Raw genomic sequence first — 20,371 nt, forward strand, 5'->3', positions numbered from 1 at the left:
GTACCTCTGATCTCGTCTGGTGAAGGACCCGAACCGTGGCCCAGATCGTCCTCTTCCACTCCGCCCACGGGCTGCGACCGTCCGTGCACGCCGCCGCCGACCGGCTGCGCGCCGCCGGGCACACCGTGCACACGCCGGACCTCTTCGACGGGCGGACCTTCGACGACACCGAGGCGGCGACCGCGTACGAGGCCGCCGGTGCGTACCAGGAGGAGATCGGCGGCAGCGAGGAACTGCTGCGGCGCGCGGTGACGGCGGTCGCGCCGCTGTCCGCGGACGGGCTGGTGTACGCCGGGTTCGCGCTCGGCGGGGCCGTCGCGCAGAACCTGGCGCTGGCCGACGAGAAGGCGCGCGGGCTGCTGCTCCTGCACGGCACCTCGGACCTGCGGGAGGACGCGGCGACCGAGATCCCGGTACAGCTGCACATGGCCGAGCCCGACCCGTTCGAGCCGGAGGACTGGCTGAACGCCTGGTACCTGCGGATGCTGCGGGCCGGGGCCGACGTGGAGGTGCACCGCTACCGGGGCGCCGGGCACCTGTTCACCGACCCGGACCTGCCGGACCACGACGCCGAGGCGGCCGAGCGGGCCTGGGCGGCGGCGCTGGCGTTCCTGGCGGAGCTGGACGGCTGAGCTTCTTCGGATGCGCGGGAGCGGCCGAGGGCGGTGATCGCCCTCGGCCGTGCCGGTGCCGGTGCCGGTGCCGGTGCCGGTGTCGGTTTCGGTGTCGTGCCGGTGTCGTGTCGGTGAGGTCGCGGGATTACGCGGGGTCGGTGACCCGGCGGCGGGCGGTGCGGACCAGCAGGCCGCCGAGGACGGCGAGGGCCAGCAGGACCAGGCCGAACACCGTCGCGCCGTTGGTCAGGCAGACCGCGTCGCTGAGGTAGCCGGCCGAGACGGGCAGCAGACCGGCCGGGATGTAACCGCCCACGTTGAGCGCGGCGTTGGCCTCGGCCAGGCGCTGCGGCGGGACGGCCGAGTTGAGCAGCGACAGCCCGCCGAGCTGGCCCATGCCCTGGCCTGCGCCGGCCAGCAGCGCGGCCAGGACGAGGAGCGCCACCGCCTCGCTGCGCACGGCGGCGACCAGGGTGAGCATGCCGAGCGCGGTGCTCGCGGCGCCGGCCGTCAGGATGGTGCGGCGGCTCAGCCGCTGGACGGCGAACTGCACGCCGGTGGCGGCGAGGAACATCGCGAAGGCCATCGCGCCGGCGACGATCCGGCTGGTGGTGCCGAGCAGCCCCGACAGCAGCGAGGGGCCGAGCGAGAGCACGAACGAGGTCGCGGTGATGCCGGGGGCGAACACCGCGATGCCGAGGGCGAGTTGACGGCCGGTGCCGCTCGGCACGCCGGGGACGCGGATCCAGGAGCCGCGGGGGCGCGCCGCGGGCCGGGCGAGCGGCATCCGCAGCACGGTGAGGACGGCGGTGGCCAGCAGGACGGCCTCGACGGCGAAGACGGTGGTGGTCGGCGCGGGTGCCAGTTCGGAGAGCACGCCGGCGAGCAGCGGGCCGAGCCCGGCGCCGAAGACCATCGCGCAGGAGGCGAGCAGGGCGGCCGTCCGCCTGCGGGCCGGGCCGGCCACGTCGGTGACGGCGGCCATGCCGGCCGAGACGACGGCGCCGACCGCGATGCCGGTGAACAGCCGCGCCACGATCAGCGCGGCGACGCTGGTCGCGGTGCCGAAGACCAGGCAGGCGGCGAGGGCCAGGGCGAGCGCAGGGAGCAGGACGGGCTTGCGGCCGATGCGGTCGGAGAGCACGCCGGAGACCAGCAGTGAGCCGATCAGGCCGACGATGTAGAACGCGAAGACGACGGTCAGCGTGCCCTTGGAGAAGCCGATGTCGTGCTGCCACAGGACGTAGAGCGGGGTGGCGGCGTTCGAGAGGACGAAGACGGCGGTGACCGGCCAGGCGGCGAGCCAGATCCACCACAGCGGGGCGGTCGTGGTCGCCGCGGCCCCGGGGCCCGGGGCGGGGGTCGGGGTGGGGGCATGGGCTGGCGCGGTGGCGGTTCGGGGCATGACGGTGTCTCCCATTCGGGTCGGGCTGCCTCATCAGTACGAGTCGAGTCGAACTTAGCATGCAGTACGATTGGAGTCGTACTGGAAAGTGGAATCGACGCATGTCCTGAGGAGTCGTCAATGGCCGTTGGTGCGAAGGCAGTCACAGCTTTCAGGGCGATCCCCGAGCCCGCCGACCTGCCCGAACCGCTCGCGGAGCCGGGCGTCGAGGAACTGCGGCTGGAGGCCGTGCTGGGTGCGCTCAGCGATCCGCTGCGGCTCACCATCGTGCGCAAACTCCTGCTGGAGGCCGAGGAGTTCGACCACTCCTGCGGCTGGTTCGGCCTCGACCGCCCGAAGTCCTCGCTCACCCACCACTTCAGGGCGCTGCGCGAGGCCGGCGTCACCCGGCAGCGGCAGTACGGGCTGGAGCGGCGCAGCCACGTGCGGGTGGACGACCTGAACGCGCGCTTCCCCGGGCTGCTCGACCTGGTCGCGGCCTGGACGCCGCAGGGCTGACGCTCATGTGCCGTGCGGGCGCGGCTGGTTGGACTTGACCTCAATGCCGCTTGAACTTCTACCGTGAAGGCGTTCGGTGATCGTTCGACGAGAGCGGAGGCGCGTCGCGTGGCACTTGAGGAGTACTCGCATGAGGTACTGGCCGGGCAGCCGATCGGGGCGTGGAGCGGCGAGGTGTACCGGCGGGTGGTCGGCGGACTTCGTGAGCAGCTGGCGGTGGAGGGCCTTGCGCAGCCGCACTGGTGGACGCTCAACCACGTGGCCGGATCGCCGGGGACGTGGACGCGGGCGACGCTGGTCGACCGGCTGGCGCGGTACGAGGACCTCGGGATCGACTTCGGCACCGTCTTCGACGATCTGGTCGCCCGGAAGTGGCTGGTCGAGGGTGCCGAGGGCGCCATGACGCTGACCGAGGAGGGGGAGGCCGGGCGGCTGCGCGCCCGGGAGCGCAACCTCCGGGTGCACCGGCGGACGCACGAGGGTGTCGACGTCGACGACTTCGTGACGACGGTCAACGTGCTGCGGAGGATGGTCGACAACCTGGGCGGGGAGGGGAACCTTCCCGACTAGGGCGGTAGTCGGGGGGCGCGTGGAAAGTCGGCGGGGGCGACTTACGGTGCCGCGCGTCGCCGGAAATGCGGTGGCGGTCGGGGGCGGTGCGGAGACAGGATGGCGGGATGGACGAATTCGAGTGGGTCGGCCTGTTCAGCTTCGCCAACGTCCCCGGTCACCCCAATCCCGGTCGGCTGCTCGCGGTTTGACTGCGTGACCGGGGGATCGACTGGTGGCCCTTCGAGGAGCAGGACATCCGGTGTGACCTGATGTGCGGCGTGGGCGCGGACGGGCACTGGCACGGCACGTTCACCGTCCGCATCAAGGCCGACGTGCTGCGGCGGCTCGGGCTGCACCCGGACCAGCCGACGTCCGAGCCGGCCGACCCGCTGCCGCCCAAGTGGTGGGGGCCGTGGTCGCGTTGGGCCGCGTGACGGGACGGGCTTCAGGGCCGCCGGGCCGGGAGCGGGCGGACGGTCGGCCAGCGGGTGAGCATCGCCCGGCGGACGGCCGCGGCCAGGCGGCCCAGGTGGTGGAGGTCGTCGCGGTCGGCGGCCAGGCCGTCGACGACGGCGAGACGGTGGGCGAGGCGCTGGCGGGCCGTCGCCGTGCCCCACGTCCAGTCCTTCGCCGGGAGCGCGGCCAGGTGGTCGACGGTGCCCCGGTGGGCGCGCTGGACGAGGGCGTCGCCGCGCAGCAGCCAGCCGGCGCAGGCGTCCGCGAGGTCGCCGCCGGCCTCGGCGCCCGTCGCGTGGCGCCAGGCCGTGCGGTAGGCGGCCTCCGCCGCGTCGAGCAGGGCCGGCGGCGGGGCGGTGGAGCACCAGCAGGTGGGGAAACCGATCCGCAGGTAGGCGAGTTCGACGATGCCGTGGCCGAGCGAGGCCTGCTCGAAGTCGATGAAGCGGACGCCGTGGGTGGTGTGCAGGTCGTTGCCGGGGCAGGGGTCGCCGTGCAGCAGGGCGTGCCCGGGGGCGCGGTGCAGGCGGGCGAGGAGGTCGTCGAGTTCGGCGCGGACGGCGGGCGGGGCCTCGACGCCGAGGGTGGCGGCGAGCCGGAGGAAGGACTCGACGTCGCGCTCGGTCGGGCCGGACCAGGCGGGGAGCGCGTCGCCCGCGTCGGCGGGGCCGGTGGTCGCGTGCAGCCGGGCGAGCGTGGTGGCGTAGTCGATCAGCCAGTCCTCGCGCGGCCGTTGGTGGTCCAGGTGTTCGAGGACGAGGACGCGCTCGGCCGGATCGGTGCCCAGCAGCCTCGGGGTGACGGGAGGGTCGGTGCGGGCGGCGAACCGCAGGGCGGTGAGCTCGCGGGCGTAGCGCTCGTCGGCCTCCGGGCCGTCGACGAGCTGCTTGACGACCACCGGCGTGCCGTCCAGCTCGGCCCGCCACACCCGGGACCGCGGGCTGCTCTCCAGGCGGCAGCTTCGGCGGGGCGTGCCGAGCTCGGCCCGCAGGCCCGGCCCGAACGGAATCTTCGACGACATGGTCGGATCCTCGCACGCGATGAATGTCCGTGTCTTCTGGGATAGTTGGGACGTAGGGAAACTCTGCTGACGCTCGGGGGCGGTCCGGTGGCCACGTACGTGCTGATTCATGCCGCGGCGGTCGACGCGTGGTACTGGGGGGCCGCTGGCCGCCGAGCTGCGCGGGCGGGGCCACGAGGTGGTCGCGCCGGACCTGCCGTGCGACGACGAGTCCGCCGGGCTCGCCGAGTACGTGGCTGCGGTGGTGGCGGCGATCGGCGGCCGGCGGGGTGAACTCGTCGTCGTGGCGCACTCGTTCGGCGGGTTCACCGGGCCGCTCGTGTGCGACCGGGTGCCCGTCGACCTGCTGGTGATGCTGCAGGCGCAGGTGCCGGCGCCCGGCGAGTCGCCGGGGGAGTGGTGGGGGAACACCGGCTACGCGGCGGCCCGGCAGGAGGCCGATCGGCGGCGCGGCGTGGCCGAGGGCGAGGCCGAGGACGTGCGGTCGCTGGTGCTGCACGACACCCCGGCCGAGCTGGCCGCCGAGTTCGTCGCCGAGCACCAGCGGGTGCAGACGGCGGCGCCGTTCGGGGAGCCGTGGCCGCTGGCGGCGTGGCCGGAGGTGCCGACCAGGTTCCTGCTGGCGCGCGACGACCGCTTCTTCCCGGCCGAGTTGATGCGGCGTGTCGTCGCGGAGCGGCTCGGCTTCCGGCCGGACGAGATGCCGGGCGACCACTGCCCGATGCTCGGGCACCCGGGGGAGCTGGCGGACCGGCTGGAGGCGTACCGCACCGAGGCCAAGGGCGCGTCCTAGCCGCGGCGGGGGATGACGACCTTTCCGCCGTCGAGGTCGACGCGCATCCGGGGCGGGGCGCCGTCGCCGTGGTCGTCGTCGCGCAGGACGAGCCGGGTCTGGCGCTGCTCGATCTGGACGCGCTTGTTGGCGTTGAAGAGGGCGTGCAACTCCTCAGTGGCGGTGGCGCCGAGGCCGAGGCCGGTGCCGGACCGGTGCCGGGCGGCGAGGCGGCGGGCCAGCCCGGCGGGGCGGCCGGACCGGACGACGAGGTAGCGGGCCGAGGCCAGCAGGAACGGCACCAGGACCGGGAGGGACATGAAGAGCACGCTTGCCGTCATCAGCATGGTGGGTCAACGGGCGTGGAGGGAAGGGTAGTTCCGGCTGCGGTTCCTGCTCCGGTTCCTGCTCCGGTTCCTGCTCCGGACCGTGATCGGGCGGGTGCGTCGGGGCGGCCCGGGGAATTCGTTGGAACTGCCGGGCCGGGCGCGGGCGGGAACGGCCCCTTGCCGGGGCCCCGGGGGTGTGCGGGCGGGCGCGGGGGTGCGGGCCGGTACGGGGGCGGCCCCGCTGCCTCCGGGCGGCCTCGACGGGGCCTTCGCGGGGTTTGCCGCAGGCCGTCCGACCTGGCCTTTCGTCGATCCCGGGCCTAGGGTCGAAGGCATTCGAGAGGGGGCCGAATGGATCGGACCGTACGCACCGTCGAGGACGTGCTCGCGCTCCTGGACGGGTTCTTCGCGGCTGAATCCCGCGCCGGAGGCGGGCGCTTGACGACCGGTGACGGGCAGGAGTTCTGGGACGGCTTCTACGCGGACCGGTCGCGCCCGGTGCCGTTCTTCGAGGCGAAGCCGGACGAGCACCTGGCCGCGTACGTGGAGGGCCGGCCGATCGCACCCGGGCGGGCCCTGGACCTGGGGTGCGGGCCGGGGCGGAACGCGCTGTACCTCGCGTCGCGCGGCTTCGAGGTGGACGCGCTGGACCTGTCGCCCGTGGCGGTGGCCTGGGCGAAGGACCGGGCGCGGGAGGCGGGGGTGGACGTCCGGTTCCTGTGCGGTGACGCATTCGCCTTCGGGGCGGGGGAGTTGAGCGGCCCGTACGACCTGGTCGTCGACTCCGGGTGCTTCCACCATCTGGCGCCGCACCGGCGGGTCGGCTACCTGGCGCTGCTGGAGCGGGTGCTGGCGCCCGGCGGCCTCCTCTCGCTGACCTGCTTCGCGGCCGGGGAAGCGGGCATGGGGACGGAGCTGGGCGACGCGGACCTGTACCGGGCGGGCTCGCTGCAGGGCGGGCTCGCGTACACGCCGGAGGCGCTGCGGTGGGTCTTCGACGGGTACGAGGAGGTCGAACTGCGGCGGATGCGCGAGGAGTCGACCGATTCGCCGTGGTTCGGGAAGCCGTTCCTGTGGGCCGGGCTGTTCCGCCGGTAGGGCTGTTCCCGCGAACCGGCGGGGTACGCACCCGGAGGCGTGGAGGGGACGGCCCGTGCGGCCGCACCGGAAGTCGGGTGGGCCGACTTCCGGTGCGGTGGGTGGGGCCTCGTACGCTTCGCGCATGCACATCCGAAGATCCATAGCTCTGCTGATCGGCGCGACGGCGCTGGTCAGCGCCTGTTCCAGCTCGCCCGCCGCGCCCCGCGCGGACGCGAGCGGCTCCCCGGCCGGCGCGGCGAGCGCGCCGGCGTCCGAGGCCGCGTCCGGGTCCGCGTCCGGGCCGTCCGATGGCGGCTCCGGCTCCGGCTCCGGCGCACCGACCAAGCTGAGCGCGGCCGAGCTGCAGGGCCGCTGGTGGACCTGGGCGGCGTCGAGCGCCAGTGACGTGAACCCCGTCTCGGACCAGGACGGCCACCTCTGCGCGCAGGGGCAGAAGAACGGCATCTGGTTCCTCGCCGGCAGTTTCGGCGAGACCGTGAAGCGCTCGTGCACCGTGCCCGCGGGCGTGCCGGTCGCGTTCCCGCTGGTGAACCGGGTCGGCGAGGCGGCCGACTGCGAGGCGTTCATGGCGACGGCGAAGGGCAGCGCCACCCTGGACGGCAAGGCGCTGGAGCCCGAGCGGTACGAGGGGACGTCCGTGGCGATCAGCGGGGTGGAGGGCAATCCGCTCACCCAGCGCGGCGGCCGCTTCCGCACCCGGGCCTGCGGGCTGTGGGTGCAGGCGGACCCGTTGACGCCGGGCAGCCACACGCTGAGCATCAAGGGGTCGTCGGGGTCCTTCGAGGTCTCCGTGGACTACACGCTCCAGGTCTCGGCCGGCTGAGGGGCGGTTCGTGGTGCCGCGGGGGGGGGGGGGCGGGGGGGCGGGCCCCCCCCCCGGGGGGGGGGGGGCCGGGCCGCGCCGGGGGGGGGGGGGGGGGGGGGGGGGGGGGGGGGGGGGGGGCCGGCCGCCCCCCCCCCCCCCCCCCGCGCCGGGTGGCCAGGCTCCTAGGTGTGCGAGGTGCTCGAGTTCCTGGCCGCCACCGGTGCCGTGCTCGACGTCGACGAGTACGACATGACCGGGGGAGAAGACGAGGACTAGCGGCCGAGGTGGGTGGCCAGCGATTCGATGGTGCGGCGGCGGGCGGTGAACAGGGAGACGGCGGAGCCGTCCGTGAAGTGGAGGCGGAAGCGGGCCATCAGTTGGAGCCTCGGGCGGCGTTCGATCCGGTGGATCAGGTGCCGGGGGACGTGCCACCTCACCTGGCCGGGCTTGCGGCGGTCGACGGAGGACGTGACGAAGGCGAGCCGCTGGTCGGTGACCATCAGCAGCCTGGTCATCACCGTGCCGTCCGTGCTCGGGAAGCCGCTCGCGATGCTGCCCGACTGCCCCGTCACCGCGCCGAGCTGGGCCAGGGCGTTGCCGACCTTCGCGCCCGCGCCGTCCCCGATGCCCTTCGCCCCGGACACCGGTACAACCGTGGCGACGTCCAGCAGGCGCTCGCCGGGGGCGAGCAGCGGTTCCACGGCCTGGCGGTGGAGGTTCATCAGGGCTTCGGTCATGCCGCACAGGGTAGAGGAGGCGGTGATCATGACCTGGGCGTGGGGTCGGACCGCAGCGCCGCGATGCCGCGGGCGAGGTCGAAGGCCGCGACCGGGTCGCGTTCGTCCGTCCACGGTTGCGCGCCGCACCAGGGGCCGATGCGGCGGAACTGCTCCAGCGCGGCGTCGTAGCGGCGCGCCTGGAGCAGGTACTGCGCGAGGCGGTGCCGGAGGCCGTACATGTCGTGGGCGTCGTCGGGGACCTGGTTCAGCGACCGGGCGACGGTCTCCAGCAGGTCCTTGGCCGCGCGCGAGGACGGGAGGGCGGAGAGGCCCCTGCGCAGGGTGAGTTCGCGCAGCGCGTGCAGGTGGACCGCCGCGAGCGGGCTGCCGGCCGGTGCCGCGCGCACGGCGCGTTCGGCGAACTCCAGCATCAGTTCGTCGCTGCCCGCCCACTTGGCGCACCAGTACTGCAGGGCCTGGCCGTGGCCCTCGTAGTGGTGCGGGGCGCGGGCGACGAGTTCCTTCCAGAGCGGGCGGAACTCCTCGCGGTCGTACCGGAGTCCGCGGGCGGCGGTGACCATGACCACCCACGGCCCGGGGTCCTCGGGCGCGAGCGCGGCGGCTTGCCGCGCGGCCTCCACGGCGGCGTTCAGCTGGACCATGAACCGGGCCATCCGGACGGCCGGGACGTCGTGCGCGAAGGCGGCGCCGCGGATCGCCCACGCGCGGTGCAGGAGCAGGTCGGCACGGACGGTGGCGGCGGTGCCGTCCTCCGGCCGGGCCTTGAGCCAGGTGTCCAGCCAGGCCTCGCTCTCCTCGGCGAGCTGTCGCAGGAGTTCGTGCCGGGACCAGCGTTCGTCCCAGTCCTGGCCGGCGGCTTCGACGAAGGCGGCCGCCGCCCGCCAGTCGCCGCCGCGGGCGTCGCGGACGACGGCCTGGATCTCCTTGGGGCTGTGGGTGGGCGGCGGCCCGGCCCGGTGTGCGTTGAGCTGTGCGCGCGGCGGGAGCCCGTACGCGGCCGGGTCGAACCGGGGGCGGACCCAGCGCGCCAGGGCGAACTGCCGCAGGCGGGTGCCGAGGCGGTAGCGGTAGGCGAGCGGCACTGCGAGGGTCAGGGCCACGATGACGAGGAGATTCACGGGCGTGATCATCCTGGGGATCGCCGCACCTGACAACAGCCTTCCGGGCGGCGCGAGGTCTTGTGTCCGGCGGCGGGGGCGGTGTTCGCTGGTGGTGCCGGACCCGCGCTGGGCGGGCGGCCGGGAACGGGGGACGACATGCCGGGAGAGATCACGGGCGGCATCGCGGTGGCCGGTGCCGCGACGGCCTTGGTGGCGCTGGCGATCGCGGTGCCGCTGCACGCGGCCGGGTCGGTTCGGGCGAACCAGGGGCACTTCCTGAAGAGCGCCGTGGTGCAGGCCGATCAGGGCCACGACCTGGCGCCGGTGGCGGAGCCGCAGGCGGAGGGGAGTGGCCGCGCCGCTTCCTGATCAGGGGCGGTCGCGTGGGAAGTCGGCCCGGCCGACTTCCCGCGCCGCGGGGCGGGCTGGTTGGCTACGGGGCATGGCGATCGCGAGGAAGGGCACGCGGGGCATCGTCGTCGACGGGGTCCGGTACCGCTGGGTGGTCTCGCCCGGTGGCGAGGCCGGGGTCGGGGTCGTCGTCCTGGGGGAGGACGGGGACGGGCAGCGCGTGGTGGCGTGGTTCGAGCACGGCGTGGTGGTGACCCCCGGGCTGGTGGCCGGTGTCGTCCGGGAGGCGCTGCTGCGGCACGGGTGGACGCCCCGGGCACGCGGCAGGCGGCTCACCTTGCGGTGCCCGGGCGGGAGCCCGGATCCGGCGCGGCCGGGGCTGGTCCCCTGGCCGCCCACGGCCTGAGCGCGGGCGGCTGCTTGAGCGTGCGCGGCTATTTGGGTGCGCGCGGGGCGGTGCGTTCGTAGATGGTGCCGCCGGGCAGGTACCAGCCGGCCTTCTTCCGGACGGCCGGGCTCGGGTCCTCGGTGCGGCAGGTCCGGAGCGCGGCGAGGGCCGCGGCGTCGGTGTGGGCGAACTTGCCGGCCAACTCGACGGCCCGCGAGCGGACCTGGGGATCGGGGTCGGAGGCCAGGTGCCGGAGGGCGGGGTCGAGGACCCGGTCCGCGCCGGGGGCGCAGGTGTCGCCCTTGCAGCGGTCGCAGGCCAGGGAGTGGAAGGCGGCGATCCGCACCCGGGCGTCGGGATCGTCGGCCATGGTGATGAGTTGGGCCATCGAGTCGGTGTCGACGAGGTGGTCGAGCAGCCGGCAGCAGCCCTCGCGGACGGCGGCGTCCTCGTGCGAGAGGCCGGCGCGGATGGCGTCGAGCGCGTCCTCGCCGCGGCGCAGCAGCTCCCGGTAGGCGGCCACGGTGCGTTGCGGGTCGCCCAGGGAGGAGACGAGGGCTTCGTTGTCGGTTCTGAGGAATCCGAGCATGGGGCCAGTGTCGGGCGCCGAGGTGCGGGCCGGCAAAGGGATTTACGGTCGGTAGGATCGGCGGGCCGGGAAGGAGGCCGCGGTGTTGCAGGTGCTGTACAGCCGGGCGACCAGGGAGCTCGAACTCTCCGGGACGCGTCCCGCGCTGCTGGCGTTCGGGACGCTGCTGCGGGAGGACGCGGGGAGCTGCGAGCTGTCGGAGAGCCGGCAACCCGAGCCCTACGACGGGTCGTTGGCGCGGATCGTGTTCCGGGCGGAGCCCGGGCACGGGGGCGTGGCGATCGTCGCGGAGGGCGAGGTGCTGCGGATCGCGGGCGGGCGGGAGGCCCTCGACCTCCTGGCGGAGAACATCGAGGGCTTCGCCGACGAGGCGGAGGCGAGCGATCACTGCCACGTCGAGTTCCAGACGTACGACTACATCGCGGAGGAGTCGGACCCGCTGGTGATCGCCTTCCTGGGGTAGGCGATTCGGGCGACCGCAGGGGGACGGCGTCCCGTCTCTTCGAGGGACTGTCGGGCGTCTTCCGGCCCGAACAGGACGCGGCGGGAATCCATGGGCGACAGGGGCGCCGCTCGGGCCGTGCGCCCGTGGAAGTCCTTGGAAGGAGAACGATCACGCATCGTCGTTTCGTGGGGCCCGGCATGCCGGCGGCTCGACTGGGCAGGGCCGCTCGCCGCACAGGAAGTCGGCTGGGTCGACTTCCTGTGCGGCGGGCGGCGGTTACGGGCCGGTGACGCCGTCGGTGAGCTCGCGGACGATGTCCAGGTGGCCCGCGTGACGGGCGTACTCCTGCAGGACGTGGAACAGGATCCAGCCCAGGGTGGGCCGCGGGGCGCCGTCGTCCGGGAAGCGGCCGCCGGCCTCGGCGACGGTGGACAGCGGCACGCCGGACGCGACGGCCCGGGTGTACGCGCCGCCCGCGTGCAGCGCGGCGAGCAGGCCGGCGGCCGTCTCCTGCGGGCCGACGTGCCAGCGGTCCTCCGGGCCGCGGTCGCCCCAGGGCGCCGGGACCTCCTCGCCCCGGAACCCCCAGCGCAGCCAGCGCTGTTCCATGTGGACGAGGTGCTTGAGCAGTTCGAGCGCCGTCCACCCGGACGGCAGCCGGCCGGTGCGCAGGTCCGCGTCGGACATCCCCTCGATCCGGGCGCCGATCGCGGCGCGGTAGTAGTCGAGGTAGTCCAGCAGGAGCACGCTGGGGTCGGAGAGCTGCTTGTCCGGCTCGGGCACGGGGAGAGTCATGGCCCCGAGTCTGCCACCGCCGGGAGGGCCAGCCCAGGGCGGTCGGGTGTCGTACCGTCGGATCATGGACGGACGTGCGCGGGTGCTCTCGGTCAACGTCGGTAGGCCCGGGCCGAATCCGTGGAAGAAGGGCCTCGGGCTCACCGGGATCGACAAGCGGCCGGTGGAGGGGCCGGTCGCGGTGGCGGCGCCGGGGCCGAAGGGGACGGGGGCGGTCGGCCTGGCCGGGGACCGGGTGTACGACGTGCGGAACCACGGCGGCGACGACCAGGCGGTGTACGCGTACGCCCGGGAGGACCTGGACGGCTGGCAGGTGGAGCTGGGCCGGGAGCTGGGCGGCGGCTCGTTCGGCGAGAACCTGACCACCGCCGGCCTGGACGTCAACGGCGCGCTGATCGGGGAGCGGTGGCGGATCGGCCCGGACGTGGTGCTGGAGGTGTCCTGCGCGCGCATCCCCTGTGGCACCTTCCAGGGGTGGCTCGCGCGCGAGGGCTGGATCCGGCGCTTCACCGAGGCGGCGCTGCCGGGCGCCTACCTGCGGGTGGTCGCGCCGGGCGAGTTGCGCGCGGGGGACGCGGTGGAGGTGGTGCACCGCCCCGAGCACGACGTCACGGTGGCCCGGTCGTTCCGCGCGGTGACGACCGAACCGGCGCTGCTGCCGGGCCTGTTGGCGGCTCAGGCGCTGCCGGAGGAGGTCAAGGAGCTGGTGCGGCGGCGGATCCGGGCGTAGGGGCGTGGCGACCAGGGCCAGTCGAGCGTATACGGATTCTTCCCGGTGTTTCCCCCGGGAGTGTCTCTGGCGGTTGGCCTAGCGTTGCCCTCGCCCTGGTGAGCCGGGGCGAATTCGCAGGCGGGCGCCCCCCTGTCGACCCAACATCCATGCCTCAGTGAAAGTTGAACGACATGGCACTTGCAAAGACGCTCGGCGCCATCGGCACCGCGTCGGTCCTGGCCCTCTCGGCGATGGGCGCGTTCGGTTCCGTCGCGCACGCGGAGACCGCGACGCAGCCCGCCCTCACGGCGTACTCCGGCACCTCCTCGCAGACCGTGACCTCGCCCGAGCTCATGCTCCAGAAGCCGGGCGACACCCCGGCCGTCCACAGCAACGGGATCACCTCGGGCAACAAGCCGCTCAACCTCGGTTGCGGGGACTTCGCGTTCAGCGGCCCCTACTTCTGGGAGACCTGTAGCGGCCCCAGCTGGCAGCCCTTCATCGACTGCTCGGACGGCAACGAGTACGTGGCCAACATCATCTTCCACGGTCTGTGGCGAGTCCGGCTGACGTGTCCGGTCGGCTACGCCACCGGCGGCGGTGCCTTCGACCTGTCGTAAGTTGCGTGAGAAGTCGGCCAGATCGACTTCTCGTGCGGCCCCTCGCGCTCAGGACGAGCGCGGGGGGCCGTTGTCGTTGTCGGGTCAGGACGAGGTGAGGGTCAACCACTCCCAGATGGCTCGTTCGCCGCTCGGCTGGTAGCGGAGGACGCCCGTGGCGTGGTCCGGGTTGTCGCTGGCGTGGGCCTGGGTGTCCGGGAGCGCCGAGTTGAAGTCCATGAACAGCTTGCCGTGCCAGTAGCCCGCGTCCAGGAGCGGGTCTCCGCTGACCGAGTGCCCGGAGGTGACGCACATCGGCAGGAACAGCTCGCTGCAGCCCTTGTCGCCGCAGGACTTGTTCAGGGCGGCGGCGGCAACTCCGCGGACCTGGTCCCAGGTCGGGTCGAAGGATTCGAGATCGAGGAGCATCAGGTACACCGAGATCGGGAGGAGCGACCAGCCCTTGATGGACTTGATGAAGTGGCCGGCCAACTCCAGGCCTGCTTCGGCTGCCACGTGGCCGCCGGCGGACGCCAGTTCCGGTTCCGTGGGTTTGAGGCCTTCGCCGTCCGCGTCCAGGTGGACCCACCAGCCCTCGGCGCCGCCGTCGGTGTTGCCCGCGAGGGCGCCTTCGGACCAGATGGTCTGGGTGTCGGTCTCCAGCACGTAGGGAGGCTCCGGGGGGTCCGGCGGGTGGCTGATCCCCACGTCGTAGCCGTCCTGCCACCACTTTTCGTTGTCAGTGCCCGCGTACGGATTCGCTGTCGGCATGACACACCTCCGCCTCTCCGGTCGGCGCTGGTTGGAGGGCTTGAGGAATTCCTACGACCACGGTGGCACAGCCGGGGGCCGGGCGCGCGCTCAGCGGCCCGGCCCGTTGGAGGTGTCAGGCGTGGTGGTCGTATTCGCCGGCCTTGGTGGCGGTGAGGAGGGCGGCGAAGGTGGTGGGGCTGGTGTGGAGGATGAGGTGGCCCTCGTCGGATTCGCGGAGTTCGACGGCCCCGTGCGCGGTACGGACCTCCACGCAGTCGCCGCCGGATCCGCTGAAGGACGACTTCTGCCACTTGGTGCTGGTCACTTTGGCCTCCGTGAGTGGTGGTGGTTGCGCCCCTCGCTCAAGGAGAGCGAGGGGCGCGAAGTGTCAGGCGTGGTGATCGAATTCGCCGGCCTTGGTGGCGGTGAGGAGGGCGGCGAAGGTGGTCGGGGTGGTGTGGAGGATGAGGTGGCCTTGATCGGATTCGCGGAGTTCAACAGCCCCGTGCATCGTGCGGACTTCAACACACTCGTTGGTTGCGCCGCTGTAGCTGGACTTCTGCCACTTGGACTCAGGCATAGCTGTCTTCCGCTTCCTTCTTGACTGTTCGGATGAGATCCCGCGACTTCTCGTTGGAGAGTGCCAGGGCGTCCATGCGATCGAAGATGGTTCGATGCATGGCCAGGTCAGCTGGGGCGTCGAAGAACAGGACGCCCTGGGCGACGTCCATCTGGACGGTGTCCAACTCGGGAACAAGGCCTTCGGCGAACGTGAGGTTCTCCGAGGCACCCGGAAAAGTGGCGACGGCGAAAGGCACTACGCGGATTGAGATCCCGGGATGTTCGGAGTCTTCGATGAGTGCGTCCAACTGTTCGGCCAGCACTTGGGGGCCTCCGAACTGCATCCGGAGCGCAGCCTCGTGGATGAATGCTCGGAGCGTCGTCCTGCCTGAACGGACTATCTGCTGCCGCTGCACCCGGAACGCGGTGCGGACATCGATCTCCGAACGGGACAACGGGGGATAGACCCTCGTGAAGACTGCAGAGGCGTAGCTCCCGGTCTGTAGCAAGCCGGGGATGTAAGTGGTCGTGCAGGTTGAGAGCGCTGTCGCATAGCTCTCGATCTCCGCGACTTCGAGGAAGTCCGTTGTCAGGATCTCGCGATACTCCTCCCACCACCCTCGTCCGCGTTCGGCGATCATCTCGGCGAGGGCGTTGATCAGCGGGGGATTGTCGCAGTTGCACGTGTTGGCGATGGCACGGAGGCGGTCGACGCTGATGCCGATCCGTCCGGATTCCATCTGGGTGACCTGGGCAGGGCTCATGCCGACGATGCGGCCGAGTTCTGAGCCGCCGTATCCAGCCCGTTCGCGCATCCGCCGTAGCTCGGTGCCAAGCCTGCGCTGGCGGAGTGTTGGGTTGGAGCGTGGAGGCATGAGTTCCTTCCGAAGTCAGTGCAGCCAAGTCTGCCGCGATCGTCGAGCGTGGGTCCACCGGTTACCACCGTAGGGGGAACTTCCGCAAAGAGTGGAAAATTGGATACTTGGCTGCGCTATGGTCAATGTCACACCGATCCGATGGATCGTCAGGCCTGGCTGTTGTCATGCCATTTCCCTCTTCGCATCTGGGGAGAAGTCCCATGCGTCACTTGAACACGCCCTCGTTCGCCATCGCCCGCCAGTCCCTCGGCGACACCATGTCCCGCGTCGGCTGGGCGCCGTCCTCGATCTTCGACGCGCAGCTCGCGCTGTGCGAACTCCTCGTCAACGCCTGGCGGCACGGGGCGACCCCTGCTCCGATCGTCCAGATCATCTCCGTCGACCGCACCCTCCGGGTCTCGGTCACGGACGAGAGCCCGATCGCCCCTTCGACCCAGGCCCTCGGCCTCCTCGCCGAATCGGGGCGGGGCCTGCAGCTCGTCGAGGGGCTCACCCACCGGTGGGGCGTCGACCCCCAAGAGCGTGGCAAGTCCGTCTGGTTCGAGCTGCGGCTGGACGCCGCTGCGTGAGCCGCCGACGCCGGCCGATGCAGCCGACCGATCCCCGGATCCCCGGGTACACCGACGCCCACGTCCGCACGCTCCTCGCCGAACTCCACGAGCGCGGCAAGAAGTTCGGCCTCATCTGGCCCTCCGCCGACACCGACCAGACCATCGACGGTCGCCCCCTCGTCTGCTTCAACACGGCTCCGGTCTCGACCCTCCTCAACCTCCTCACCCTGCTCCTCGACGCCGAACGCGAGCGCCCGTGCGATTCCTGATCGGGGCGGCCTTCGCCGTCCTCCTCGCCCTCGCGTTCGCCACCGTCGCGCTGGGCGTCATCACCGCCCTCCGCGCGACCCCGCCCGAACCGGACGAGGACGCCTGATCCCCGCCCGCCCCCGCCGCCCGACCGCGCCGGGGGCTGCGGCACGATTGACCTCATGGCAGAGCGGCGATACGAGTACGCACCGGCGAACACCCTCCTCGGGCTCCTCCAGCGCGGGCGAGGCCAAGGTGCCCTGATCGCCGCCGAGGACCCGGCCGCTGCCGCCGAGCTCGTCCACGGCTGCATCCGCTACGAGTGGGCCTGGGATCCGGTGACCGACCACCGGTCCCGCTACCTCGCCCGCCTCGTCCGGGACCTCAAGCTCCCCATCGCCCCTGTCGCCGAGCTGCTGTCCGCCGACGAGTACGCCTTCCACCGCGCCCTGGACGTCCTCGAACTGCTGGCGATCGTCGACGCCGATGCCCTGGAGGCCCTGCGGGCGTACGTCCGGGACGGCGAGCGCTGGATCACCGTCCTGGAGCGGATGGCGGAGGGCTACCCCGTCGAATGGTGGGACGACCTCGCCGACACCGCCCGCCGGCGCCTGGCCGAAGGTCGGGGCGGCCGGCAGAACCCCTGGGGCCGCTGCTGGGAGCGCTGGGGCATCGCCGTCCCCCTGTCCCGCCTCGCCCACCGCCCCATCCTGGTCTCCGAGCTGCCGAACGACGACCTCCTGCGCCTGCTCGCCGACCCCGCCGAGTCCGAGGACCGGAAGTCCGACGCCCTCACGCAACTCTTCTGCCGAGCCCCCGACCCGCGCGTCCTCCCGCTCGTGCCCGCCCTCGGCACGGCGGACGGCAGCTCCGAGCTCGTCCCGTTGACGGGCGTCGTCATCAAACTCGACGCCCTCGCCCTCCCCGCCGCCCGCGAGTGGGCCGCCTCCACCACACCCTGGCTGGCGAAGATCGGCCACGTCGTTCTGGCCCGCTTCGGCGACACCCAGGACGTCCCCGTCCTCCTCGAAGCCCTGGAACGGGCCTGGGCCAACCAGACCTGGTCCGGCCCCGGCTACATCGCCGCCGCGCTCGGCCGCTCCGGCCCGGCCGCCGCCGAAGCCGCCTCCCTGCTGCGCCGCTTCTGGCTGCAGACCCCGCACTCCTCCGAGCGCGCCCTCTACCTGGACGCGCTCGCCGCGATCGGCGCCGCCGGCCTGCCCGAGGCGTACGCCGAATCCCTCTGGGACTGCGAGGCGAACGCCCGCCTGCTCGGTGTCGAGCAGGCTCCCGACCGTCCGTATCTCCTCCGCCGGATCGCCGGGCTGCGGGACGATCCGCTGGAGAAGCCGGAGGTCCGCAAGGCCGCCGAGGCGCGGCTCGCCGGCTGACCGACCACTTCGTCACAGTCCCTCGACCAATCGCGAACTTCGAGGTTTGGCGGCGTCGTTGGGCTCTATTGTGATCCCCGAACGTGCACCGGGTCCCGCCAGTCCGACCCGGCTGCCGACGACGTTTGGGGGGCACATGCGTGAGTGGGACGGATTCCTGGCGGAGGACAACTACGGCGTGGAGGAGAGCAGTGCTTCGTTCGCCGCCGAGACCGAAGTCGAGGTCCACGAAGTCGACGTCGTCGAGGTCTCGGAGGTCAGCTTCGAGAGCTACCTCTCCGTGACGGAGACCTTCAGCGCGGCGGCTTCCCACGAGTCCGAGGCCGCCCTCGGCCACACTGCGGCGGGCGGCGACCACGCCTCCGACGACAGCGGCCTCACGCACGGCCACGAGTACGGTCACGACAGCGGCCACGACGGCGACTCGGCGTTCGACGGCCTGGACCTGTTCTGACGACGGCTCTTGTCGAAGGAGCAGCTCGATGATCCCCGGTCGCCTGGCGGGTTGGGCGGGCACCACTCACGTCCGGTTCGTCTCGGACGCGGGCCAGGCGGTGCTCGACATGCCCGTGGTCAGCGCGATGCTGGCGATCCCCGCGATGATCGGCTCCGAGCGGGCGCACGCGCGCCAGGCGCCCTCACTGCCGGACGCGCTCCGGGTGAAGGTGTTCGACCTCGCCGGGCTGATCGAGAGCAGGATCTCCCAGGGCGTCTACGAGCTCGAAACCGTGGAGATCCCGACCGGCCACAAGCTCACCTTCCAGTTCCTGCACCAGCAGGCGGCGATCCGCTCCCAGCTGCCCGTGCGCACACTGTGCGTCTGCCAGGACTGCAAGCACGCCAAGGTCGTCAACCTGGACCTGAAGCGGGTGCAGAAGAGGAACCGCCGCCTGAGCATGGCGGTGTCCCTGCTCGGCGCGACCGCCGGGAGCAAGGACGCCAACCCCTTCCAGGTGTTCAGCACGGTGTTCCGCCAGGCCAAGCTGGATCCCGACTTCGTCTGCGCGCGCTGCGAGAGCACCAAGTCCTACGAGCGCCCGGTGACGTTCTGCCCCGGGTGCGGCGACCAGCGCGAGGAGGCTGTGCTCACCACCTGCGGCAAGTGCCGGCACGACTTCCGGAACCTGGTGCGCGGTGCACGCATCTGGGACGACACGCCACCGGCGCCGCCGGTGCCGCCCCCGCCCGCGGCCCCACCCCGGCCCCTGCTGCCGCCCCCGCCCGCAGTACCGCCCCCGCCCGTAGTACCGCCCCCGCCGGCGGCGCCGCCGGCCACCGGGTTCGGGCCGGCGCCCGCCGACTACCCGGCGCAGGCCGCACCGGCACCCGCACCCGCGCCCCAGCCGGTGCCGCCGCTGCCCCCGCCCTTCCCGTCGCCCTCCCCGTCGCCGGACAACCCGTACGCGCAGCCCGCCGACGCGCAGCGCCGCCGGTACTGCACGATCTGCGGCCGGCAGTCCGAGACGCTGCGGAGCGTGCAGGTCCCGCGGGACGGGGGCTGGCAGCGGTTGACGGTCTGCGCGGCGACCGTGGGCAGCCCGGGCTGCTCCCCGCCGTCCGCCGAATAATCACCGTCGAATAATCACCGGCGGCGTCGGCACGGGCTGCGGCAGGATGGGCCGCATGCCCGAGGAGACCGAGGACGACGCCGACTACTACGCCCCGTCGAAGACCCTCCTCGGCCAGCTCCAACGCGGCCGGGGAGAGGGTGCGATCCGGGCAGCCCGGAACCCCGCCGAAGCGGCCGACCTCGTGTACGCCTGCGTCCGCCGCGACTGGCGGTGGGACTGGCTGGTCGACGACCGCTCGCTCTACCTGGCCCGGCTGATCCGCGACCTGGAGCTGCCGCTCGGTCCGGTGGTCGAGGTGCTGACCACCGGCGACGAGTACGGCCACGACCGGGCCGCCGAGATCCTGCGCCTGCTGGCGCGCGGCGGGTCCGAGGAGGCCCGGGAGGCCGTACGGCTGCACGTCCGGGAGGAGGAGCCGTACCCGCCGGTGGAGCGGAAGCAGCAGCCCAGCCCCCTGGCCGAGTTGGACAATCCCGCGCTGCTCGCCCTGCTGGCCGACCCGGACACCTCGGAGGACGACAGGATCGAGGCCCTGCGGGTCCTGCGCCGCCGCGACCCCGACCCCGGCCTCGTGCCGCTCGTCCCCTCCCTCACCGAGGCGGACGGCGAGCGCCCGCTGGTCCTGCTGAGCGGCAACATCACCAGGCTCGGCGCCCTCGCCGTGCCCGCCGCCCGTGAGTGGGCCGCCTCCGGCACCCGCTGGCTGGTGTGGCAGGGCCTGACCGTCCTGGCCGAACACGGCGAGGCCCAGGACGTTCCCGCCCTCCTCGCCGAGCTGCAGCGGGACTGGGCGGACGACGTCTGGTGCGGCCCGGAGCGGATGGCGCGGGGCCTCGCCCGCCACCCCGCGGAGGCCGCCGAGGCCGTCCCGCTGCTGCGGCGCTTCTGGCTGTACACCCCGCACTCGTACGAGCGCCCCGCCTACCTCGAAGCCCTGGCCGCGATCGACCCGGCCGGCCTGGACGCCGCACACGCCGAATCGCTCTGGGACTGCCAGGACGACGCCCGGCTGCTCGGGATCGAGCGCGCCCCCGACCGCCCCCACGTCCGGGAGCGCCTGGCCGAGCTCCGGGACGATCCGATCGAGGCGTCCGAGGTCAGGAACGCCGCCGCCGCGCGACTCACCGGGCTGAGCTGAGGGCCCT

29 protein-coding genes are annotated in these 20,371 nt (G+C 73.0%); 18 read left to right on the top strand and 11 right to left on the bottom strand.

The window, feature by feature from the left end; genetic code table 11:
• The first annotated feature begins 35 nt into the window (after positions 1-35).
• Entirely contained in the window at positions 36-632 is a 597-nt protein-coding gene (locus tag ACPC54_RS01335; RefSeq protein WP_498959886.1) for a dienelactone hydrolase family protein, read from the top strand.
• Positions 633-759: 127 nt separating this feature from the next.
• Here the strand turns inward: ACPC54_RS01335 and ACPC54_RS01340 are convergent, their stop codons facing one another.
• A complete protein-coding gene (locus ACPC54_RS01340; RefSeq protein WP_498959888.1) occupies positions 760-2,019 on the bottom strand; it encodes an MFS transporter in 1,260 nt (419 codons plus the stop codon).
• A gap of 120 nt (positions 2,020-2,139) precedes the next feature.
• On the opposite strand from ACPC54_RS01340, the gene ACPC54_RS01345 reads away from it, so the two are divergent.
• The 3 genes from ACPC54_RS01345 to ACPC54_RS01355 all read left to right on the top strand — a co-directional run bounded on the left by ACPC54_RS01345 (position 2,140) and on the right by ACPC54_RS01355 (position 3,503).
• Positions 2,140-2,517, top strand: coding sequence for an ArsR/SmtB family transcription factor (locus tag ACPC54_RS01345; RefSeq protein WP_498959890.1), 378 nt, complete (start codon positions 2,140-2,142; stop codon positions 2,515-2,517).
• A gap of 108 nt (positions 2,518-2,625) precedes the next feature.
• Positions 2,626-3,087 carry a winged helix DNA-binding protein gene (locus tag ACPC54_RS01350; RefSeq protein WP_498959891.1) on the top strand — a complete coding sequence of 154 codons (462 nt, stop codon included), beginning with the start codon at positions 2,626-2,628 and terminating at the stop codon, positions 3,085-3,087.
• Positions 3,088-3,338: 251 nt separating this feature from the next.
• Positions 3,339-3,503: a hypothetical protein gene (locus ACPC54_RS01355; protein ID WP_498959893.1), complete on the top strand. Its 165-nt coding sequence runs from the start codon at positions 3,339-3,341 to the stop codon at positions 3,501-3,503.
• Positions 3,504-3,514: 11 nt separating this feature from the next.
• On the opposite strand, the gene ACPC54_RS01360 is transcribed toward ACPC54_RS01355, so the two are convergent.
• Positions 3,515-4,546 carry an aminoglycoside phosphotransferase family protein gene (locus ACPC54_RS01360; protein WP_498959896.1) on the bottom strand — a complete coding sequence of 344 codons (1,032 nt, stop codon included), beginning with the start codon at positions 4,544-4,546 and terminating at the stop codon, positions 3,515-3,517.
• Between the two features lie 109 nt (positions 4,547-4,655).
• On the opposite strand from ACPC54_RS01360, the gene ACPC54_RS01365 reads away from it, so the two are divergent.
• Positions 4,656-5,339, top strand: coding sequence for an alpha/beta hydrolase (locus tag ACPC54_RS01365; protein ID WP_498959898.1), 684 nt, complete (start codon positions 4,656-4,658; stop codon positions 5,337-5,339).
• On the opposite strand, the gene ACPC54_RS01370 is transcribed toward ACPC54_RS01365, so the two are convergent.
• Complete coding sequence (locus tag ACPC54_RS01370; protein ID WP_498959900.1) at positions 5,336-5,638, bottom strand: DUF6191 domain-containing protein; 303 nt, start codon at positions 5,636-5,638, stop codon at positions 5,336-5,338. The genes ACPC54_RS01365 and ACPC54_RS01370 overlap by 4 nt on opposite strands.
• 360 nt (positions 5,639-5,998) lie before the next feature.
• On the opposite strand from ACPC54_RS01370, the gene ACPC54_RS01375 reads away from it, so the two are divergent.
• Both ACPC54_RS01375 and ACPC54_RS01380 read left to right on the top strand, forming a co-directional pair.
• A complete protein-coding gene (locus ACPC54_RS01375; RefSeq protein ID WP_498959902.1) occupies positions 5,999-6,745 on the top strand; it encodes a class I SAM-dependent methyltransferase in 747 nt (248 codons plus the stop codon).
• Between the two features lie 124 nt (positions 6,746-6,869).
• A complete protein-coding gene (locus tag ACPC54_RS01380) occupies positions 6,870-7,571 on the top strand; it encodes a signal protein (RefSeq protein ID WP_498959904.1) in 702 nt (233 codons plus the stop codon).
• 254 nt (positions 7,572-7,825) lie between these two features.
• Here the strand turns inward: ACPC54_RS01380 and ACPC54_RS01385 are convergent, their stop codons facing one another.
• A complete protein-coding gene (locus ACPC54_RS01385) occupies positions 7,826-8,290 on the bottom strand; it encodes a hypothetical protein (RefSeq protein WP_498959906.1) in 465 nt (154 codons plus the stop codon).
• Between the two features lie 26 nt (positions 8,291-8,316).
• On the bottom strand, positions 8,317-9,411 hold the full coding sequence (locus ACPC54_RS01390; RefSeq protein WP_498959908.1) for a hypothetical protein: 1,095 nt from the start codon (positions 9,409-9,411) through the stop codon (positions 8,317-8,319).
• A gap of 138 nt (positions 9,412-9,549) precedes the next feature.
• On the opposite strand from ACPC54_RS01390, the gene ACPC54_RS01395 reads away from it, so the two are divergent.
• Positions 9,550-9,762: a hypothetical protein gene (locus ACPC54_RS01395; RefSeq protein ID WP_498959910.1), complete on the top strand. Its 213-nt coding sequence runs from the start codon at positions 9,550-9,552 to the stop codon at positions 9,760-9,762.
• Between the two features lie 73 nt (positions 9,763-9,835).
• Positions 9,836-10,150: a hypothetical protein gene (locus ACPC54_RS01400; RefSeq protein WP_498959912.1), complete on the top strand. Its 315-nt coding sequence runs from the start codon at positions 9,836-9,838 to the stop codon at positions 10,148-10,150.
• A 28-nt stretch (positions 10,151-10,178) separates the two neighbouring features.
• On the opposite strand, the gene ACPC54_RS01405 is transcribed toward ACPC54_RS01400, so the two are convergent.
• Positions 10,179-10,721 (bottom strand): HEAT repeat domain-containing protein, encoded by a 543-nt coding sequence (locus tag ACPC54_RS01405; RefSeq protein ID WP_498959914.1) that lies wholly within the window; start codon positions 10,719-10,721, stop codon positions 10,179-10,181.
• 82 nt (positions 10,722-10,803) lie between these two features.
• Here ACPC54_RS01405 and ACPC54_RS01410 point away from each other — a divergent pair, with 82 nt between their 5' ends.
• Entirely contained in the window at positions 10,804-11,184 is a 381-nt protein-coding gene (locus tag ACPC54_RS01410) for an Imm32 family immunity protein (RefSeq protein ID WP_498959916.1), read from the top strand.
• Positions 11,185-11,442: 258 nt separating this feature from the next.
• Here ACPC54_RS01410 and ACPC54_RS01415 read toward each other — a convergent pair whose 3' ends face one another.
• Entirely contained in the window at positions 11,443-11,961 is a 519-nt protein-coding gene (locus tag ACPC54_RS01415; protein WP_498959918.1) for a DinB family protein, read from the bottom strand.
• Positions 11,962-12,025: 64 nt separating this feature from the next.
• On the opposite strand from ACPC54_RS01415, the gene ACPC54_RS01420 reads away from it, so the two are divergent.
• Both ACPC54_RS01420 and ACPC54_RS01425 read left to right on the top strand, forming a co-directional pair.
• Positions 12,026-12,691, top strand: a complete 666-nt coding sequence (locus ACPC54_RS01420; protein ID WP_498959920.1) for an MOSC domain-containing protein — start codon at positions 12,026-12,028, stop codon at positions 12,689-12,691.
• 173 nt (positions 12,692-12,864) lie between these two features.
• Positions 12,865-13,293: a hypothetical protein gene (locus tag ACPC54_RS01425; protein WP_498959922.1), complete on the top strand. Its 429-nt coding sequence runs from the start codon at positions 12,865-12,867 to the stop codon at positions 13,291-13,293.
• Positions 13,294-13,377: 84 nt separating this feature from the next.
• Here ACPC54_RS01425 and ACPC54_RS01430 read toward each other — a convergent pair whose 3' ends face one another.
• The 4 genes from ACPC54_RS01430 to ACPC54_RS01445 all read right to left on the bottom strand — a co-directional run bounded on the left by ACPC54_RS01430 (position 13,378) and on the right by ACPC54_RS01445 (position 15,461).
• Positions 13,378-14,043: a hypothetical protein gene (locus ACPC54_RS01430; protein ID WP_498959930.1), complete on the bottom strand. Its 666-nt coding sequence runs from the start codon at positions 14,041-14,043 to the stop codon at positions 13,378-13,380.
• Between the two features lie 115 nt (positions 14,044-14,158).
• On the bottom strand, positions 14,159-14,350 hold the full coding sequence (locus tag ACPC54_RS01435; protein WP_498959932.1) for a DUF397 domain-containing protein: 192 nt from the start codon (positions 14,348-14,350) through the stop codon (positions 14,159-14,161).
• 63 nt (positions 14,351-14,413) lie between these two features.
• Positions 14,414-14,605, bottom strand: coding sequence for a DUF397 domain-containing protein (locus ACPC54_RS01440; RefSeq protein WP_498959934.1), 192 nt, complete (start codon positions 14,603-14,605; stop codon positions 14,414-14,416).
• Entirely contained in the window at positions 14,598-15,461 is an 864-nt protein-coding gene (locus ACPC54_RS01445; RefSeq protein WP_498959936.1) for a helix-turn-helix domain-containing protein, read from the bottom strand. Before ACPC54_RS01445 ends, ACPC54_RS01440 begins: the two co-directional genes overlap by 8 nt.
• A gap of 203 nt (positions 15,462-15,664) precedes the next feature.
• Here ACPC54_RS01445 and ACPC54_RS01450 point away from each other — a divergent pair, with 203 nt between their 5' ends.
• The 6 genes from ACPC54_RS01450 (at position 15,665) to ACPC54_RS01475 (ending at position 20,364) form a co-directional block, all read left to right on the top strand.
• Positions 15,665-16,033 carry an ATP-binding protein gene (locus ACPC54_RS01450; RefSeq protein ID WP_498959938.1) on the top strand — a complete coding sequence of 123 codons (369 nt, stop codon included), beginning with the start codon at positions 15,665-15,667 and terminating at the stop codon, positions 16,031-16,033.
• Positions 16,030-16,284, top strand: a complete 255-nt coding sequence (locus ACPC54_RS01455; RefSeq protein ID WP_498959940.1) for a hypothetical protein — start codon at positions 16,030-16,032, stop codon at positions 16,282-16,284. The genes ACPC54_RS01450 and ACPC54_RS01455 overlap by 4 nt, the downstream gene beginning before the upstream one ends.
• Before the next feature lie 162 nt (positions 16,285-16,446).
• Positions 16,447-17,655, top strand: coding sequence for a hypothetical protein (locus ACPC54_RS01460; RefSeq protein WP_498959942.1), 1,209 nt, complete (start codon positions 16,447-16,449; stop codon positions 17,653-17,655).
• Positions 17,656-17,791: 136 nt separating this feature from the next.
• Positions 17,792-18,109, top strand: coding sequence for a hypothetical protein (locus ACPC54_RS01465; protein ID WP_498959944.1), 318 nt, complete (start codon positions 17,792-17,794; stop codon positions 18,107-18,109).
• 28 nt (positions 18,110-18,137) lie between these two features.
• The gene (locus ACPC54_RS01470; RefSeq protein WP_498959946.1) at positions 18,138-19,223 is read left to right on the top strand and encodes a hypothetical protein; all 1,086 of its coding nucleotides are present in this window, start codon (positions 18,138-18,140) and stop codon (positions 19,221-19,223) included.
• A 55-nt stretch (positions 19,224-19,278) separates the two neighbouring features.
• Positions 19,279-20,364 carry a hypothetical protein gene (locus tag ACPC54_RS01475; RefSeq protein WP_498959948.1) on the top strand — a complete coding sequence of 362 codons (1,086 nt, stop codon included), beginning with the start codon at positions 19,279-19,281 and terminating at the stop codon, positions 20,362-20,364.
• The last annotated feature ends 7 nt before the right edge of the window (positions 20,365-20,371 follow it).

Source organism: Kitasatospora sp. NPDC094028, from assembly GCF_049543595.1.
GTDB lineage: Bacteria > Actinomycetota > Actinomycetes > Streptomycetales > Streptomycetaceae > Kitasatospora.

Bases quoted from the DNA above. Each gene is read 5' to 3' on its own strand.
- ACPC54_RS01380 (WP_498959904.1), top strand. From the start codon at position 6,870: ATGCACATCCGAAGATCCATAGCTCTGCTGATCGGCGCGACGGCGCTG.
- ACPC54_RS01475 (WP_498959948.1), top strand. From the start codon at position 19,279: ATGCCCGAGGAGACCGAGGACGACGCCGACTACTACGCCCCGTCGAAG.
- ACPC54_RS01365 (WP_498959898.1), top strand. From the start codon at position 4,656: ATGCCGCGGCGGTCGACGCGTGGTACTGGGGGGCCGCTGGCCGCCGAG.
- ACPC54_RS01470 (WP_498959946.1), top strand. From the start codon at position 18,138: ATGATCCCCGGTCGCCTGGCGGGTTGGGCGGGCACCACTCACGTCCGG.
- ACPC54_RS01395 (WP_498959910.1), top strand. From the start codon at position 9,550: ATGCCGGGAGAGATCACGGGCGGCATCGCGGTGGCCGGTGCCGCGACG.
- ACPC54_RS01340 (WP_498959888.1), bottom strand. From the start codon at position 2,019: ATGCCCCGAACCGCCACCGCGCCAGCCCATGCCCCCACCCCGACCCCC.
- ACPC54_RS01460 (WP_498959942.1), top strand. From the start codon at position 16,447: ATGGCAGAGCGGCGATACGAGTACGCACCGGCGAACACCCTCCTCGGG.
- ACPC54_RS01345 (WP_498959890.1), top strand. From the start codon at position 2,140: ATGGCCGTTGGTGCGAAGGCAGTCACAGCTTTCAGGGCGATCCCCGAG.
- ACPC54_RS01445 (WP_498959936.1), bottom strand. From the start codon at position 15,461: ATGCCTCCACGCTCCAACCCAACACTCCGCCAGCGCAGGCTTGGCACC.
- ACPC54_RS01440 (WP_498959934.1), bottom strand. From the start codon at position 14,605: ATGCCTGAGTCCAAGTGGCAGAAGTCCAGCTACAGCGGCGCAACCAAC.
- ACPC54_RS01430 (WP_498959930.1), bottom strand. From the start codon at position 14,043: ATGCCGACAGCGAATCCGTACGCGGGCACTGACAACGAAAAGTGGTGG.
- ACPC54_RS01420 (WP_498959920.1), top strand. From the start codon at position 12,026: ATGGACGGACGTGCGCGGGTGCTCTCGGTCAACGTCGGTAGGCCCGGG.
- ACPC54_RS01385 (WP_498959906.1), bottom strand. From the start codon at position 8,290: ATGACCGAAGCCCTGATGAACCTCCACCGCCAGGCCGTGGAACCGCTG.
- ACPC54_RS01425 (WP_498959922.1), top strand. From the start codon at position 12,865: ATGGCACTTGCAAAGACGCTCGGCGCCATCGGCACCGCGTCGGTCCTG.
- ACPC54_RS01355 (WP_498959893.1), top strand. From the start codon at position 3,339: ATGTGCGGCGTGGGCGCGGACGGGCACTGGCACGGCACGTTCACCGTC.
- ACPC54_RS01360 (WP_498959896.1), bottom strand. From the start codon at position 4,546: ATGTCGTCGAAGATTCCGTTCGGGCCGGGCCTGCGGGCCGAGCTCGGC.
- ACPC54_RS01405 (WP_498959914.1), bottom strand. From the start codon at position 10,721: ATGCTCGGATTCCTCAGAACCGACAACGAAGCCCTCGTCTCCTCCCTG.
- ACPC54_RS01465 (WP_498959944.1), top strand. From the start codon at position 17,792: ATGCGTGAGTGGGACGGATTCCTGGCGGAGGACAACTACGGCGTGGAG.
- ACPC54_RS01415 (WP_498959918.1), bottom strand. From the start codon at position 11,961: ATGACTCTCCCCGTGCCCGAGCCGGACAAGCAGCTCTCCGACCCCAGC.
- ACPC54_RS01400 (WP_498959912.1), top strand. From the start codon at position 9,836: ATGGCGATCGCGAGGAAGGGCACGCGGGGCATCGTCGTCGACGGGGTC.
- ACPC54_RS01370 (WP_498959900.1), bottom strand. From the start codon at position 5,638: ATGTCCCTCCCGGTCCTGGTGCCGTTCCTGCTGGCCTCGGCCCGCTAC.
- ACPC54_RS01375 (WP_498959902.1), top strand. From the start codon at position 5,999: ATGGATCGGACCGTACGCACCGTCGAGGACGTGCTCGCGCTCCTGGAC.
- ACPC54_RS01450 (WP_498959938.1), top strand. From the start codon at position 15,665: ATGCGTCACTTGAACACGCCCTCGTTCGCCATCGCCCGCCAGTCCCTC.